This is a genomic window from Nitrospira lenta (assembly GCF_900403705.1).
In the GTDB taxonomy this organism is placed as follows: Bacteria; Nitrospirota; Nitrospiria; order Nitrospirales; family Nitrospiraceae; genus Nitrospira_D; species Nitrospira_D lenta.
This window is the reverse complement of record NZ_OUNR01000001.1, coordinates 1,071,575-1,088,287: the sequence shown is the minus strand read 5'-3', so window position 1 is coordinate 1,088,287 and position 16,713 is coordinate 1,071,575. Positions and strand designations below refer to the sequence as shown.

Sequence of the window (16,713 nt, the reverse complement as noted above, 5' to 3'; positions counted from 1 at the left end):
TGCGGATCAGGGTTGGTAGCTGTCCATCGGAGGACAGGTGCAGATCAAATGACGATCCCCGTAGGCCTCATCGATGCGGCTGACTGCCGGCCAGAACTTGTTCGCTCTGACAGAGGGAGTCGGGAATGCCGCCTGTTCCCTCGTATAGGGCCGATTCCAGTCCGTGGCCGTGACGGCAGCCGCTGTGTGCGGCGCATTCTTGAGCACATTATTGGTACGGGGTTGACGCCCATCGGCGATGTCTTGGATTTCTGCGCGAATGGCGATCATCGCGTCACAGAACCGGTCTAATTCTGCTTTCGCTTCACTCTCCGTCGGTTCAATCATCAACGTGCCGGCGACTGGAAACGACACGGTCGGCGCATGGAAACCGTAGTCCATGAGGCGCTTGGCGACATCCATGGCCTCAACGCCGGAGGTCTCTTTGAAGGGGCGCAGATCGAGGATGAATTCGTGCGCGACATGTCCTGTGGCGCCGGTATAGAGGATCGAGTAATGTTTCTCCAGCCGTTTGGCCATGTAGTTGGCGTTCAGGATGGCGACTTCCGTGGCCTTCTTCAGTCCGTCGCGTCCCATGAGGGCGATGTACACCCAGGAGATGGGCAGAATGCCCGCGCTTCCGTACGGAGCTGCGGATACGGGACCGATCGACTCGCGGGTTCCCAGCCCGGTCACGGGATGCCCCGGGAGGTAGGGTGCGAGATGTCTTGCGACGCCGATGGGGCCGATTCCAGGGCCGCCTCCGCCGTGTGGGATGCAAAACGTCTTGTGCAAATTCAGATGGCAGACGTCGGCGCCGATGTCGCCGGGCCGGCAGAGTCCCACCTGCGCGTTCATGTTTGCTCCGTCCATGTAGACCAAGCCACCATGGGTATGGATGATCTGGCAGATCCGGCGCACGTCCGCTTCGAAGACCCCATGCGTTGAGGGGTAGGTCAGCATCAAGGCCGACAGCTGGTCGCGGTACTGCACGGCCTTCGCTTCCAGGTCGGTCAGGTCGACGTTTCCCTGCTTGTCGCAGGCGACGGCGACCACCGTCATTCCGACCATGGCCGCGCTCGCGGGGTTGGTGCCGTGAGCCGACACAGGGATGAGGCACACATCCCGATGGAGCGCGCCGTGTCCATGGTGGTATGCGCGAATCGCCATCAGCCCCGCATATTCACCTTGGGATCCGGCGTTGGGTTGGAGCGAGATCGCGGCAAATCCGGTAATCTCCGCCAACCAGGATTCCAGTTGGCGGAATAATTCCTGATACCCCTGGGTTTGCTCGGACGGAGCGAACGGATGGAGATGGGCAAATTCCGGCCAGGTGACGGGAAGCATTTCTGCCGTTGCGTTCAACTTCATGGTGCAGGAGCCTAACGGAATCATGGAATGCGTCAGCGACAGATCTTTCCCTTGGAGCCGATGCAGATACCGCAACATCTCGTGTTCGGAATGATACCGATTGAAAATCGCATGGGTGAGATAGGTACTCGTTCGCGCTAATGGATTGGGATAACCGGGCTTGATAGAGTCGGCGAGGTCCATGATTTGGAAGGGCAGGCGGTTCTGGCCGGCGAAGAGTTCCAGGAGCGTCCCGATTTCGTGCACAGTGCTGGCTTCATCCAGGGAGAGACCGAGGGATCCGTCTTCATGGGTCCGGAGATTGATTCGCCGTTCGTTCGCTCTGACGCGGATCAGATCCACCTGGTTCTTGGGGGCGCGGACGCGCAACGTATCGAAGAACAATTCCGGGCCCACGTCAAAACCGAGCCGGCGCAAACCTTCGGCAAGCATCAGCGTCAATCCATGCACGCGCTGCGCGATGCGTCGAAGCCCGTCGGGACCGTGATACACCGCGTACATGGCGGCCATGACGGCCAAGAGTACTTGCGCCGTGCAAATGTTACTGGTCGCTTTTTCCCGGCGGATATGCTGCTCGCGTGTCTGGAGGGATAGCCGGTAGGCAGTATTTCCCGCGGCGTCTTTGGAGACACCGACGATGCGGCCGGGTATCTGGCGCTTGAACTCTTCCTTGGTGGTTAAGAACGCGGCGTGCGGGCCGCCGAATCCCATTGGGACGCCGAACCGCTGGCTGGATCCCACGGCAATGTCGGCGCCGAACTCTCCGGGAGAGCGCAACAGCGTCAAGGCCAGCAGATCTGTGGCGACCACCACGAGCGTTCCCGCTTCATGGGCCTGAGTGACCAGGCCACTGACGTCCCCGACGTAGCCGTCGCTCGTCGGATATTGGAGCAACAATCCGCACAAGGTCTTTTCCGAGAACTTGATCGAGGTGTTGGGACCTGAGCGAATCGTGATCCCCAATGGTTCGGCACGGGTTTGGAGCACGGCGAGCGTCTGCGGATGGCAGTCCTGCGAGACAAAAAACTCTTTCCGCTCCTCGCCTCGGGATCGAGCGATGGCCAAACACATGGCCATCGCTTCTGCGGCGGCGGTCCCCTCGTCCAGCAAGGACGCATTAGCCAGGGGCAACCCGGTCAGATCTCCGACCATCGTTTGAAAGTTCACCAGCGCTTCCAGGCGGCCTTGGGCGATTTCGGCCTGATAGGGCGTGTATTGGGTGTACCAGCCGGGATTTTCCAGAATGTTCCGCTGAATCACTCCAGGGGTGATGCAATGGTAATAGCCCATGCCGATGAGTGAGCGGTAGACCAGGTTTTGAGCGGCTATCCGTTTCAGCTCGCCCAGCACGGCCTGCTCTCCCTGTTGTGGAGGCAGATCCAACGGTCTGCGCAGCTGGATATTCTGGGGAACCGTGACATCGCAGAGATAGTCCAGTGAGGGCATGCCGGCTACGGCTAGCATGTCGCGGATGTCGTCGTCCGACGGGCCGATATGCCGCGGCGGGAACAGATCGGTCGGTTGCAGAAAGTCAGGTTGAGGCATATTCGTTCGATCCGCTTGTCATCAGAGAGTTCGTGGAGAGGCACAATGGGCCTGAGCAGAGTACCATGGCGCTGCACCATTTCCAATATCCCGCAGTCGGGCATCACCGCCGCTTGCCATGGAGATAGTAGTTCTGTAAGTACAGGGGCTAGAGGATAATACCTCTCATTCCCACGGGGTGCGATGACGACTCAACGAACACATCTGCATGACATTCTGATTGTCGGCGCGGGGCTGGCAGGCATGCGCGCGGCCTTGGCTGCCCCGACCAATTTGGATGTGGCATTGATCTCAAAAGTCCATCCGGTTCGCAGCCATTCGGTGGCGGCGCAAGGGGGGATCAACGCCGCGCTTGGCGAGAACGATTCGTGGGAAGCCCATGCCTTCGATACAGCAAAGGGAGGGCTCTACCTCGGCGATCAGGATGCAATTGAGGCGATGTGCCGAGAGGCTCCTGGAGACATTCTTGAGCTGGAGCGACTGGGCGTGATTTTCAGTCGTGATGCGGAAGGCCGCATTGCTCAGCGTCCGTTTGGGGGAGCCGGATTTCCGCGCACGTGCTATGCGGCCGATCGTACCGGCCATGCGTTGCTGCATGCGCTCTACGAGCAAATTCTCAAACGGCGCACCACCGTCTATGAAGAATGGTACGTCACCGCACTGGTGATCGAAGACGGTGTTTGTCGAGGAGTGATTGCCTGGGACATTGTTCGCGGGGGATTACGGCTTATTCAAGCCAAGGCCGTTATCCTTGCGACCGGCGGCAGCGGCCGCGCATTTTTGACCAGCACGAACGCCGTGATCAATACCGGCGACGGCATGGCGTTGGCCTATCGCGCTGGGGTGCCGCTCATGGATATGGAATTTGTTCAATTCCATCCGACCACATTGAAAGATACGGGCATCCTAATCACGGAAGGGGCGCGGGGTGAGGGCGGCTACCTGCTCAACACGCTGGGGGAGCGGTTTTTGAAACGGTATGCGCCGGAGCAAATGGAATTGGCGACCCGCTCGACGGTGTCGCTCGCGATCGGGCAGGAAATTCTTGAAGGGCGCGGCGTGGATGGCTGTGTGTTACTGGATCTCCGGCATCTTGGGCGGGACAAGATTCTGGAACGGCTACCGCAAATCAGGCAGATTGCGATGGAGTTTGCCGGACTCGATCCGGTCGAAACGCCGATTCCCATTAGGCCAGGCGCGCACTATCAAATGGGTGGAGTCAGGGCCAACCAATGGGGCGAGACGGCCATCCCCGGCCTCTTCGCGGCAGGAGAATGCGCTTGCGTCAGCGTCCACGGCGCCAATCGCCTCGGCGGCAATTCACTGCTTGAAACGATCGTGTTCGGTCGCCGGGCCGGGACAAGAGCCGGTGAGTATGCCGGAACCGCGAGGCATGAGACGCTTGCGCCGCAGCACCTTGCCGAAGAGCAAGCTAGAGTCGAGCGGTTGCTCGCTCAGAGCGGGGGCGAGCGTGCCTGGCAGGTGCGGCAGGAGCTGGGGACCACATTGAGTACGAACCTCGGGATCTTCCGGACAAAGGAATCGATGACGGCGGCCGGAAGCACAGTGCGTGAGCTCCGGCCACGCGCGGCGGCGGTGACGGTGCAGGACAAGGGACGAGTCTTCAATACCGATCTGATCCAGGCGCTAGAGCTGCAATGCTTGGTCGAACTTGCGGAAACAATTATTGCCGGGGCGCTCGCGCGCGAGGAGAGCCGGGGCGCTCATTACCGGTCGGATTTCCCCACCCGCAACGACGCGGTTTGGCTGCGGCATACATTGACTCAGCGGACGCCCGGCGGGGTCCGCTTGTCGTATGCCCCGGTCACGGTTACCCGATTCCAGCCCAAGTAGCAGGCTGTTGAAAACGTTCGTCAGCGCGTTCTCTGCTTTCCCAGCCGCGGCGTCATGTCTGGCGGCTCGTATGCGTAGACTCGTCCATCCGAGAACATCGTCAACAGGTTTGGTATAATCGGCTGGCAGGAGGAGTTCCTATGCGTGTGCTCGTGGTCGAAGACGAAACGAAGGTCGGCTGTTTCATCAAGCGCGCACTTGAGGAAGAAAGCTATGCCGTCGATCTCTGCGAGGACGGGGCCAAGGGGCTGGAGATGGCGCTGGCGACCAACTACGATTTGATCGTCGTGGATCTCATGTTGCCGTCGATGTCGGGGATGGACATTCTGAAATCCGTGCGGCGCGAACGGATTCAAACACCGGTGATGATTCTGACGGCGCAGTCCCAGGTGGATCAACGGGTGAAGGGTCTCGATGCCGGCGCCGACGATTATCTCACCAAGCCGTTTGCCATTGACGAACTGCTGGCCCGTGTCCGGGCCTTGTTGCGCCGGGGGGCGACCGAGAGTCCCGGTATCTTGCAGATCGACGATCTGGTGCTGAATCCGGCGACGCGTGAAGTCGCGCGCGGGGGACAGCGCATTGAACTCACCCTGAAAGAATATGCGCTCTTGGAATATCTCATGCGGCACACCGGGCGGGTGCTGACGAGGCCCATGATTTCCGAACATGTCTGGAACCAGGACTTCGATACCTTCACCAATGTCATCGATGTCTACGTCAATTACCTCCGCAACAAGATCGACCGGGGCCGGTCGAAAAAACTTATCCATACGATCCGTGGCAGCGGCTATATGCTGAAAGTGGACTGATGCCACTGCGACTTCGGCTCACGCTCTGGTACGGGAGCACGCTGGCCCTCGTCCTCATCGTGTTCTCCGTTGTCTTGTACAATGTGACCGCGCGGAGTCTTCGCGATGCGGTGGACCAATCGTTAGAGGAGACTGCCAACACGGCGGTCCGGTCGCTGGAAGAGCGGGGGTTTCTTCCGCTCATCGACGAAGAGGAATTGCTCTCGCAGTTTCCCGAGCTCGCCCGGATCGACAAGTTCTTCCAGATCTTCAGCCCTTCCGGAACGATCACGCTCCGCTCTCCTAATATCAAACAACACGAAGTCCCGCTCAGCCGCACGGCGCTCGAAACGACGTTCAGCGGAAAGTCCATTTTTGAATCGGCGAAGTATCCGAAGGAGCCGCCGCTCCGGCTCGTGTCCGTGCCGATCATGTATCGCGGCACCTTGCTCTACATTGTGCAAGTCGGGACCTCGATGGAGTCGATCGAAGACACCTTGCGACGGCTGCTGCTGGTGTTGCTGGTGACGATGCCGATCGCGCTGGCGGTGTCGCTGGCCAGCGGATGGTTTCTGGCCGGCCGCGCACTGCGGCCGGTCGACGCGATCACGCTGGCGGCCCAGCGTATCGCCGCCGGCGATCTCAGCCAGCGCTTGACGGTCTCGACCGCTCCCGACGAAATCGGGCGCCTGGCCAGTATGTTCAACGACATGATCGGCCGGCTCGATGTGTCGTTCCGGCAGATTCGTCAATTTACCAGCGATGCGTCCCACGAGCTTCGAACTCCGTTGACCGTCATGAAGGGAGAGACGGAGTTGGTGCTTCGGCGTCCCCGGCCGCTGGGCGATTACCAATCCGTGCTCGAAAGCAATTTAGAAGAAATCGACCGTATGACGCGCATCGTCGATGAGTTGCTCTTCCTGTCCCGCGCCGACATGGGCGAGGTGAGAATGGAGGCGCTGCCGGTCAGTTTGGAATCGCTGGTCGAAGACATTTATCGGCAGGCGACGCTGCTCGGACAGGATCGGAATATCGCCGTCGCGCTTGGCACGGTGCAGCCGGCCGTCGTCCAAGGCGACGAACTCCGGCTGCGCGAGTTGCTCCTGAATTTGGTGGAGAATGCGATCAAATATTCTCACCCCAACGGGAAGGTCGAGATCGCACTCGTCACAGAAGGGTCGCTCGCGCGTCTGTCGGTCACCGATCAAGGGATCGGCATCGTGCCCGATGATCTGCCCCGTATCTTCCATCGGTTTTTTCGTACAGATGGCGCCCGAGCCCATACGAAGAAGGGGACGGGTCTTGGGCTTGCGATCTGCACGTGGATTGCCGAGTCCCACAAGGGCCGTATCGACGTGACGAGCGAGCCAGGCGTCGGGTCGACGTTTACCGTCACGATTCCTCTCGCGACGCCCTCCGCTTAACGACTTCTAATTCCCTCCTAATCCCCTTTTCATCACCGGTTGTTACGTTCATCCGTAGCACGACGCGAGAAGGGTTTATTCAGCGGTATTACCATCACGAGGAGGACGTTATGAAGAAGTCGGTTCAGAAGGCGGTCATTGCGAGTCTTGCCAGCGCCGCGGTGGGTGCCGCGCTGATCTGGGGCGGGCCATCGTTGCCCGCTTCCCATGCCTCCGGCGGAATCCAGCCCGCGGCCGCCACGGCGCTGCCGGTCGCTCCGGCGGCGAACGGGTTTACGGAGGTGGCTAAAGCGGTCACACCGGCCGTGGTCAACATTACGACGGTCACGGGAGAGAAAGTGGCCGACGGGCGGAAGATCCCCGATGAATTGCGTGATCGGATGGAGGAGTTTTTCGGCGGACCGCAAGGTCCGGGGGGGCCTCGTGGATTTCGTGGGCCGCACGGTCCCGGTGAGCCGCGCGGACATCGTGGCGGCGGTCAGGGATCCGGCGTGATTGTGTCGCCGGACGGCTATGTGCTGACCAATAACCATGTGATCGACGGCGCGCAGGAAGTCACGGTCACCTTGCCCGATAAGCGTGAATTCAAGGGCACGATTGTCGGCGCCGATCCCAAGACGGATTTGGCGGTCGTGAAGATCGATGGACAGAATCTTCCGGCGGTCGTCTGGGGCGATGCCGGCAAGCTACAAGTTGGCGAGTATGTGCTGGCGGTCGGGAACCCATTCGGACTGAATTCGACGGTGACGCTCGGCATTGTGAGCGCGCTGGGCCGCGGCCGGATGGGCATCACGCAGTATGAAGATTTCATTCAGACCGATGCCGCGATCAATCCCGGAAACTCCGGCGGCGCGCTGGTCAATACGCGCGGAGAATTAGTCGGGATCAATACGGCGATCTTCTCGCAGACCGGCGGATATCAGGGCGTCGGGTTTGCCGTGCCGACCAGCATGAGCAAGCCGATCTATGAAAGCCTGATCAAAAACGGAAAGGTTGTGCGTGGATATCTGGGCGTCGGGATTCAGGATCTCAGCCAGGATCTCGCCAAGTCCTTCGGAATTAAGAATGCGAAGGGTGCGCTCGTCAGCGACGTGAAGGACGATAGTCCGGCCGATCAGGCGGGTCTCAAGCAGGGCGATGTGATCACGGCCTATCAGGGTGCGCCTGTTGAAGATGCGGTAGCGCTCCAGCGCCTGGTGACCAGAACAGGGGTTGGGACGAAGGTGCCGGTCAAGGTGGTCCGTGACGGCCATGAGAAAGATCTCACGGTGACGGTCGGAGAACAGGCGGAGACGACGAAGGTCGCGAAGGCCGACGCCGGTGAAGCGGACTACGCGTTTGCCGGAGTGGCCGTCCAGGACCTGGATCGGGAGACCGCGAAGGAGTTGGGCATCAAGGGCAAGGCGCAGGGAGTGGTCGTGACGGGCGTCGAGCCGGAGAGCGGTGCCGAGAAGGCTGACTTAATGACGGGTGATGTCATTCGTGAGATCAACCGCCAGCCGGTCAAGTCGGTCAAGGAGTTCGAGAAGGCCTCATCCGCGATCAAGAAGGGCGAGAACGTCCTGATCTTGATCAATCGCCATGGCAATGCGCTGTTTCTGACGGCGAAGGTCTAGGTGAGAGAGAGGGGGATGAGGCTGCTGCCTCATCCCCCGAGATGGGTTGTTGAGTATTCTGACTAATCGAATACGACGGTTTTTTTTCCGTACACCAGCACGCGATGTTCGATATGCCGCCGCACGGCGCGCGCCAGGACAATTTCTTCCAGGTCGCGCCCCTTCCTCACCAGATCATCGACCGTATCTCGATGGCCGACACGAATCACGTCCTGCTCGATAATCGGTCCTTCGTCGAGGTCTTGCGTCGCATAGTGAGCCGTCGCGCCGATGATCTTTACGCCTCGCTCATAGGCCTGTCGATAGGGATTCGCGCCGATGAACGCGGGAAGAAACGAGTGGTGAATGTTGATCACCGGGCAGCCGATTTGAGCGAGGAAGTCGGCGCTCAGAATCTGCATGTAGCGAGCCATCACCACCAGTTCCGCTCGATGAGATTTCAATGTTGAGACGACTTGCTGCTCTTGCTGGGGCTTGGTTTCTTTGGTCACCGGTAAGATCACGAAAGGGATCTTGAACAGGTGGGCCCATTCCGCGCAGGTGTCATGATTGGAAATGATGACGGGGATATCGATGTGTAACTCGTCTCGACGGTGGCGTTGGAGGAGATCGGCCAAACAGTGATCCTGTTTGGAGACCAGCATGCCGACGCGGGTGCGGTGGCTGGAGTGGTGCACCTCGTAGCGCATCTCAAACACTTTCGCGATGGGGGCAAAGGCGGCGGAGATTTCGTCGGGAGGAATCTGCAAGCCCTCCGTGGCGAACTCCATCCGCATCAGAAAGTCATTCGTCTCCTCATCGGTATGGTGATCCGAGTCGAGAATGTTGCCGCCGAAGTCGTGGATGAATCCGGACACACGGGCGACAATCCCCTTCCTGTCTTTACAGTGGATCAGAATCACCACGGAATCTTTGCGAGTGGCTGCCATAGCGGATGCGCCCCTTTCGTCAAGTTAGCAGGTTGTTGAGAAAGACCACCAGCGGCGTTCTCGCTTTGCGCAGAGGCTCAACGTACCGCCGCGTACGCCTCGCCTCTGTGCTCGCTGCGGCCTTGCTGGACAGTCTTTCTGAACAGCCTGCGAGATAGTATTGTGAGCTGTTAGGAGACGATGTGGCCGACGAGATCGTAGGTGGCGGCATCCGTGATCTCGACCTTGACGAGATCTCCAGGATTAGCCGAGCCGTCGTTGATATAGACGACGCCGTCGATTTCCGGTGCGAGGCCTTCGTGGCGCCCTTCCAGCAGCAAGGGTGTTTCTTCCGATGGTCCCTCGATGAGCACCTCCAGCACAGAGCCGATACGGTCTTGCCCGCGAGCAGCGGCGATGCCTTCTTGGATGGCCAGCAGCTCGTTCCGTCGTTCCTCCATGACACTGCGCTCAATCTTGTCGTCCAGCGAGACCGCTGTCGTATCTTCCTCGTCCGAGTAGAGGAACGCGGCCACGCGGTCGAAGCCGGATTCCGTCACGTAGGATTTAAGTTCCTGGTAGGCCTGTTCCGTCTCACCGGGAAATCCCACGATGAAGGCGGTCCGAAACGTCACGCCGGGAATGCGGGTGCGAATGCGCTCCACGAGTTTCTCGATGGCGGCGCGATTGCCCAGACGATGCATGCGCCTCAGCATCCGGTCGTTGATGTGCTGGAGGGGCATATCTATGTACTTGGTAATCTTTTCCTCGCCCGCATAGAGGTCGAGCAGATCATCGGTGACTTGTTGGGGATAGAGATAGAACGGTCTGATCCATCGAATGTCAGGAACCTTTACCAGCGCGCGAAGCAGTGCGGTGAGCCCGCCGCGAATACCCATGTCCACGCCGTAGTTGATCGTATCCTGCGAAATGAGGTTGAGCTCCTTGACGCCTTCGCCGGCGAGGCGTTCCGCTTCGGCCACAATGGATTCAATCGACCGGCTCCGTTGTTTCCCGCGCATGATGGGGATGGCGCAGAAGGCGCAATTCCGGTTACACCCTTCGGCGATCTTCACATAGGCACTGTGCGGCTTGCCGAGCCGTAGGCGCGGAGAGTCCGCATCGTAGAGATACGGCGGTTCGCTGATCCACAGTCGTTGCTGCCGTTTAGTGGGAGTGAGGAGGTTGCGGCAGATTTCCGCAATCTTTCCGAACTCGCCGGTGCCTACCACGCCGTCCAGCTCCGGCAGTTCTTTGAGTAGATCACCTTGATAGCGCTGGGCCAGACAGCCCACGGCGATGAGGACCCGGCAGGCGCCTTTCTTCTTGAGCTTGCCATGTTCGAGAATCGTATTGATCGACTCCTGCTTGGCTTCTTCGATAAAGCCGCAAGTGTTGATGATGACGACTTCAGCTTTCTTGGGGTTGTCGGTCAGTTGGAAGCCGTCGTGAACGAGCGTGCCTAGCATGAGCTCGGAGTCCACCTGGTTTTTCGAGCAACCCAGATTGACGAACCCGACGGTGGTTTTGCCGGCAGCAGCGGGCATCTTTTGGCGTACGGCCTTCTTGGCCGTCTTTTTGCGGTCGAGCTGAATCAGGGGTGTAGACATGGCTGGCAGTCTACGGGAGGGTTGAAAAGGCTGTCAACGCGTCTTGGTCTTGAAATCCGGGGCATGCTTCACCTACAGTGCGATCCGTGATCCGAACATTCCAAGGCATCAAGCCCACGATTCCAGACTCCTGCTTCATTGAAGACACTGCTGTCGTCATCGGCGATGTGGTGCTGGGGGAGCAGTGCAGTGTCTGGTTCAATGCCGTCATTCGCGGCGATGTGCATCATATCCGCATCGGAAGCCGGACCAATGTGCAGGATCTCTGCATGCTGCACGTCACGCACGATACCCATCCGCTGATTATCGGGAACGAGGTGACTATCGGCCATAGTGTGGTGCTGCATGGCTGTACGATCAAGGATCGGGTGCTTGTGGGGATGGGCGCGATCGTCATGGACGGCGCCGTGATCGGGGAAGATTCAGTCGTAGGGGCCGGCGCGTTAGTGGTGGAGGGAACAGTGGTTCCGCCGAAGAGCGTCATCCTCGGCTCGCCCGGCCGGGTGCGGCGTGGGGCCTCGGAGGCCGAACTCGCCTGGATCAAAGAGTCGGCCGCTAACTATGTGAAGTACGCCCGGCAATACATGGACGATTCGTCGAAGCAAACCGGATTTAAGATCTAGCCCGTCGTGCGGTTCGAGTTTTCGCTGCCCTTGCTCCAATTTTCATAAAGCAGACTGGATCTCCCACGAGGGCGGTCGGAAATTGCTCTCGTGCAACGAGGTACGGGATATTTTTTCGATGGCACCAGTCGGCGATCCACAGCACTTCTTCCGTTGAGGTCGTGACCAATCCAGGCAGGCTCAGCTTCGGCATGACGCGATCGACGATCGAACGTACGATGCGGCGCTGCCGTTCAAATTGGCGCGGGTCGAATGTCGCCGGATCGGCGGTTCCGTAGGACAGTGGTGCGAGGTGCGGAAATCGTTCCGGATCATTGAGCACGCTCACCATCCAGAGATGATCGAAGCGGCCTTTGGCTTTTGCCGCATCAAGGGGATGAAACCGAACTGGCAGGGATCGACCGGCTCGATTGATGGCGGCGACTTCGGTTCGGCGAAGATTGTACGGTTCGACTTCCCGTTGGAGGTCAAGCGCCTCCATGAGGAGCGGTGGGAGCTCTGCGACGCCGGCCCCCACGTAGAGGCTCCGTCCATGCGGCGCGAGGTGATCGTGCAGCGCACGGGCGATCCGGTTTCCCAGTCGTTCGCAGGGAATCCGCTTGGCTTGCCAAAACTCATCGCCGCCTTCGTAACAATACACCGGGCCGAGCGCCTTATAGTCCAAACGGGCAAAGATCTGAGCGATGGCGGCTTTTGTCGACCGGCTGAGCGATGTGGGCATCATGACCTTTCTGGCGTGGCGGCGAGCGCCAGGACCGCATTCGTGACGGCATCAGCCACGGATGCGAGGAATTTCAAATTGAGAGTATCGACCGTATCGGTCGATCGATGATAGTGCGGATTTCGAAAATTGGCGGTATCGGTCACCATGACGGCGGCGAAACCCTGTTCCCAAAAGGCCGTATGGTCGCTTCGTCTAGTATCGGGGAGCTGCTCTCCATTGCCCGGTACGACCAGCGGGACGACGGGGATGGTGGGCGCCATGGCTTGCGATAATGCCGCCGTCAACGCGGCTGACGCTTGATTCCCAATCAGGGCGAGGAAATTTCCGACGGAGGGTACGGCGACGGGAATGCCGGAAGGCGTGCGTTGCGAGCCTTCCTGATCGCTGGCGTAGCCGACACACTCAAGGACGATCGCGCCATAGACAGACTGGCCGGTCTTGGCAAGATGGGACGCATACGCGCGGCTCCCCAGCAGATCTTCTTCTTCGAGGCAGAAGGCCACGAATTGCACCGGTCGCGTCAGGGCGGTCTGCTGGAGTCGCCTGGCAACCTCGATCAGCACTGTAAGCGCGCTGGCATTGTCATCGGCGCCGGGCGATCCTTCGACGGTATCGTAGTGGGCGGCAAGAATTAGCGGCGCAGTAGCCGTGCCGTTCTCCACCGGCGTGGTTCCGATCACGTTGTCGTAGGTTTGTCCCAGGGCCTCGAATCGGTGGGTGGAAACGTCAAGGCCCACGCGGGTGAACTGTTGTGACAAGTAGGACGCCGTCTCCCTCAATGCGATCGGTGAGGTGTCGGGATGGCGTTCGCGAGTCAGCGCGGCCAGATGGGTCAGGAATTCGTCAGTCACGCGATGGGTTCTCGTGCCCGGAAAGGGTTACGACACAATCTCGGTGCCGATACCCTTGCGGGTAAAGATTTCGAGCAAGAGGGCATGAGGGATGCGGCCGTCGATAATGTGAGCTTTCCCGGCTCCTCCGACCAGCGCATCGAGGCAGGCGTGCACTTTCGGCAACATGCCTTCGCCGATCACGCCCTTCTTCACCATCCGTTGCACGTCTTTCCGTGAGACGGTGGAGAGGTGCCGATGGTTGGCGTCGCGGATACCCTTGATGTCAGTCATCATCACCAGTTTTTCCGCGTGGAGCGACGCGGCGATGGCCCCGGCCACCAGGTCGGCGTTGATGTTGTAGGTGTTGCCGTTCTTGTCCGTTCCGATCGGCGCGATGACGGGAATGTAGTGGTCTTGTTGGAGCTTCAGCACGAGACTGGGATCGACGGACTGCACTTCGCCAACCAGTCCGAAATCACCCTCGTCGTCGCCGTCCAGATCCTTGCCCAAGCTTTTTGCCCAGGATTTCGCCGTGAGCGGCTGCGCCATAAGCAGCCCGCCGTCTTTTCCGCTCAGGCCCACGGACCGCCCTCCGTGGCGATTCAGAAGCTCCACGATTTCCATATTGATCTTGCCGGCCAGGACCATCTCCACGATTTCCATGGTGGCTTCGTCGGTGATCCGGACGCCGTGGCGGAATTTGGCTTCGATGCCGAGTCTGGTCAGCATCTTGTCGATCTGCGGGCCACCGCCATGGACGATGACCGGATTGAGCCCGACGTATTTGAGCAGGACAATGTCTTCCGCGAACCGCTCTTTCAGTGCCGTCTCGGTCATGGCGTGACCGCCGTACTTAATGACCACCGTTTTGCCCCGGAAGGTGCGGATGTAGGGGAGCGCCTCGATGAGGATATTGGCTTTCTTAATCAGTCGATTCATAGGCTGCTCCTAGTTCTCCGAGGATATGTCGGACCCCATTCCGATCCCTTCCCGCGGCACGCACAGGCTGGCGGGCCGTGACTATATCAATTTCATCCAGAAACACAATCCCGCAGTACGTGATTTGGCAAGGCTATGCACGCCATGTGGCTGTCATATCGGGAGGAATTCGTGGCGGTTGATCCGCGGTTCATGTTTGGGGACCATCTTTTCTGCTCGGAGGAGTCTTTCCGGATTTGGCCCGAGGATGAGCGCGGTCATAGACGGCCAGCAGCTGGTCGGTCGCCAGGTGCGTATATTTCTGCGTGGTGCTGAGCGAGGCGTGCCCTAACATTTCTTGAATAGACCGAAGGTCCGCGCCTTCGTCGAGAAGGTGAGTCGCATAGGAATGGCGGAGCGCATGGGGGCTGACGGCACCGCCGGCGAGACGACTGGAGTAGCGGGAAACGAGGCGGGCCACGCTGCGCGCGGTCAACCGGCCACCCCGGTGGTTGAGAAATAGGGGCGTTGCAGGTCGATCATCGGCGGCCGCCCGCTTCAACGAGGATCGATAGGTTTGGATCGCCTGGAGTGCGACATCGCCGATCGGAACAATTCGTTCCTTCCGGCCTTTTCCGCGAAGGTGGACGAGCCCGTCGGATTGGTTGAGATCACCGAGATTCAACCCGACGGCTTCGCTGACGCGTGCGCCGGTGGAATAGAGGGTTTCCAGTATCGCCCGGTCTCGCAGCGGCAACGCGGTATCTCCTTGGGGGAACTCCATCAAGACATTCGCATCGTCTTTCGTCAGGACCTGCGGCAGTGTCTTGGGGAGCTTCGGGCTTCTAATGCCTTCGGCCGGATTCTTTGCAACGGTCCCTTCGCGGACATGGAACCGATAGAAACTCCTCAGGCAGGCGAGCTTGCGTGCGAGTGAAGAGGCTTTCTCTCCCTTGCGGTCAAGCCAGTGTAAATAGGCGCGCAAGGAATCCGTGGTGATGTCATTGATCGGGAGCGCGCGCGGTGTGTGTGACGTTGGCTGGGATTGTGTGAGAAATGCGGTGAGCTGCCGGAGATCTGAATGGTAATTGCGGATGGTTTCCGGTGAAGCCTGGCGCTCGACGGTGAGAAAGGTCATGAAAGCGCGGATTGCGTCATCCATCTCTCAAAATCCTCACGAGCCCGCTGGGCAATGAGTTGCCGCTTTTTCTCCTTGTCCCTGGTCGGTTGGGCGAGGGGAGGGAAGAGGCCGTAATTCGTATTCATCGGCTGAAAATGCTTTGGGTCGGATGAGGCTACATGGCCGACCAGGCATCCGTGAGCCGTCGTGGCGGGCGGCGTGACCAGGGGCAGTCCCGTGAGCGCGCGTGCCGCATTGATGCCGGCAAACCCTCCCATGGCGGCGGATTCGGTATAGCCTTCCACGCCGACCAATTGGCCGGCAAAGAACAAGGTGCCGCGCGATTTGAACTGCAACGTATTCAAGAGCAACTGGGGAGAATTGATAAAGGTGTTTCGATGCAGGCTGCCGTAGCGGAGAAATTCCGCCTGTTCCAGGCCGGGGATCATGCGAAACACGCGCTTCTGTTCTGGGTAGGTAAGCTTCGTCTGAAAGCCGACCATGTTGTAGCAGGTCCGATGCACGTTTTCGGTTCGGAGCTGGATGACCGCAGTCGGCCTCCTGCCGGTTCGAGGATCTTCCAATCCGACCGGTTTCAGCGGACCGAAGAGCATGGTTTGCCGGCCCCGCTCCGCCATGACTTCAATGGGAATGCAGGCTTCAAAATAGGGTGTCTTCTCGAATTCTTTCGGCTGCACTTTTTCGGCCGCCATTAGGGCGTCGTAAAACGTGTTGTACTGGGCCTCATCCATCGGGCAGTTCAGGTAGTCCGCCCCCCCCTTGTCGTAGCGCGAGGCGGCGAAGACGATGTCCATATTGATCGACTCGGCGTCGATGATCGGCGAGATGGCATCGAAAAAATACAAATGGTGCGATTGCGTGACGGCACGGATCGACGCCGACAATTTGTCCGATGTCAGGGGGCCGGTGGCAATGATGCAGAGACAATCCGTCGGGATCTCGGTGATCTCCTCATGCAGGATACGGACGTTCGGGTGGCTTTCCAGGGCTTGAGTGATCTTGAGAGAGAATTGATCGCGATCGACGGCGAGCGCTGAGCCGGCCGGCACCCTGGCCTGCTCGGCCGAGGTAATGATCAACGAACCCAGCCGCCGCATTTCTTCTTTGAGGATGCCGGGGGCGTTCAGCGGATCGGCTGATCCGAGCGAGTTGGAGCAGACCAACTCGGCTAAGCCGCCGGTCTTATGCGCTTTCGTCATCTCTTTGGGACGCATCTCATAGAGCGTCACCTTCGCGCCCCGGTTAGCGGCTTGCCAGGCTGCCTCGGATCCGGCCAGACCACCCCCTATGATGACGACGTCATCTCTCATGCCCACACACGCTCCTCTCAGGAAAAATGGGAAGGACGCATTCTAGAAACCGAGTTTCGGGTAAGT

Annotated in this window: 13 protein-coding genes; 5 read left to right on the top strand and 8 right to left on the bottom strand. The window is 59.5% G+C overall.

All coding sequences use genetic code 11. The features are described 5' to 3' along the window. Positions 1–6: 6 nt before the first annotated feature. Positions 7–2,895, bottom strand: coding sequence for an aminomethyl-transferring glycine dehydrogenase (gcvP, locus tag NITLEN_RS05200; RefSeq protein ID WP_121988489.1), 2,889 nt, complete (start codon positions 2,893–2,895; stop codon positions 7–9). A gap of 183 nt (positions 2,896–3,078) precedes the next feature. Between gcvP and NITLEN_RS05195 the strand changes: the two genes are divergently transcribed. The 4 genes from NITLEN_RS05195 to NITLEN_RS05180 all read left to right on the top strand — a co-directional run bounded on the left by NITLEN_RS05195 (position 3,079) and on the right by NITLEN_RS05180 (position 8,580). Then, positions 3,079–4,749 (top strand): FAD-binding protein, encoded by a 1,671-nt coding sequence (locus tag NITLEN_RS05195; RefSeq protein ID WP_121988488.1) that lies wholly within the window; start codon positions 3,079–3,081, stop codon positions 4,747–4,749. A 140-nt stretch (positions 4,750–4,889) separates the two neighbouring features. After that, entirely contained in the window at positions 4,890–5,561 is a 672-nt protein-coding gene (locus NITLEN_RS05190; protein WP_121988487.1) for a response regulator, read from the top strand. Continuing rightward, on the top strand, positions 5,561–6,964 hold the full coding sequence (locus tag NITLEN_RS05185; RefSeq protein WP_121988486.1) for a sensor histidine kinase: 1,404 nt from the start codon (positions 5,561–5,563) through the stop codon (positions 6,962–6,964). The genes NITLEN_RS05190 and NITLEN_RS05185 overlap by 1 nt, the downstream gene beginning before the upstream one ends. Before the next feature lie 110 nt (positions 6,965–7,074). Continuing rightward, on the top strand, positions 7,075–8,580 hold the full coding sequence (locus NITLEN_RS05180) for a DegQ family serine endoprotease (protein WP_121988485.1): 1,506 nt from the start codon (positions 7,075–7,077) through the stop codon (positions 8,578–8,580). Positions 8,581–8,642: 62 nt separating this feature from the next. On the opposite strand, the gene purU is transcribed toward NITLEN_RS05180, so the two are convergent. Together purU and rimO are read right to left on the bottom strand one after the other, a co-directional pair. Next, on the bottom strand, positions 8,643–9,509 hold the full coding sequence (gene purU / locus NITLEN_RS05175) for a formyltetrahydrofolate deformylase (protein WP_121988484.1): 867 nt from the start codon (positions 9,507–9,509) through the stop codon (positions 8,643–8,645). Positions 9,510–9,679: 170 nt separating this feature from the next. Beyond that, positions 9,680–11,098 carry a 30S ribosomal protein S12 methylthiotransferase RimO gene (gene rimO / locus NITLEN_RS05170; protein WP_121988483.1) on the bottom strand — a complete coding sequence of 473 codons (1,419 nt, stop codon included), beginning with the start codon at positions 11,096–11,098 and terminating at the stop codon, positions 9,680–9,682. An 86-nt stretch (positions 11,099–11,184) separates the two neighbouring features. Here rimO and NITLEN_RS05165 point away from each other — a divergent pair, with 86 nt between their 5' ends. Further along, positions 11,185–11,721 carry a gamma carbonic anhydrase family protein gene (locus tag NITLEN_RS05165; RefSeq protein ID WP_121988569.1) on the top strand — a complete coding sequence of 179 codons (537 nt, stop codon included), beginning with the start codon at positions 11,185–11,187 and terminating at the stop codon, positions 11,719–11,721. Here the strand turns inward: NITLEN_RS05165 and NITLEN_RS05160 are convergent. From NITLEN_RS05160 to trmFO, 5 genes are all read right to left on the bottom strand, one after another. Then, complete coding sequence (locus tag NITLEN_RS05160; RefSeq protein WP_121988482.1) at positions 11,711–12,445, bottom strand: hypothetical protein; 735 nt, start codon at positions 12,443–12,445, stop codon at positions 11,711–11,713. The genes NITLEN_RS05165 and NITLEN_RS05160 overlap by 11 nt on opposite strands. Continuing rightward, a complete protein-coding gene (locus NITLEN_RS05155) occupies positions 12,442–13,296 on the bottom strand; it encodes a M28 family peptidase (RefSeq protein ID WP_121988481.1) in 855 nt (284 codons plus the stop codon). Before NITLEN_RS05155 ends, NITLEN_RS05160 begins: the two co-directional genes overlap by 4 nt. Positions 13,297–13,323: 27 nt before the next feature. Then, positions 13,324–14,217: an acetylglutamate kinase gene (gene argB / locus NITLEN_RS05150; protein ID WP_121988480.1), complete on the bottom strand. Its 894-nt coding sequence runs from the start codon at positions 14,215–14,217 to the stop codon at positions 13,324–13,326. 190 nt (positions 14,218–14,407) lie between these two features. Beyond that, positions 14,408–15,358 carry a tyrosine recombinase XerC gene (gene xerC / locus NITLEN_RS05145; RefSeq protein WP_121988479.1) on the bottom strand — a complete coding sequence of 317 codons (951 nt, stop codon included), beginning with the start codon at positions 15,356–15,358 and terminating at the stop codon, positions 14,408–14,410. Next, entirely contained in the window at positions 15,331–16,647 is a 1,317-nt protein-coding gene (gene trmFO / locus NITLEN_RS05140) for a methylenetetrahydrofolate--tRNA-(uracil(54)-C(5))-methyltransferase (FADH(2)-oxidizing) TrmFO (RefSeq protein WP_121988478.1), read from the bottom strand. Before trmFO ends, xerC begins: the two co-directional genes overlap by 28 nt. Between the last annotated feature and the right edge of the window lie 66 nt (positions 16,648–16,713).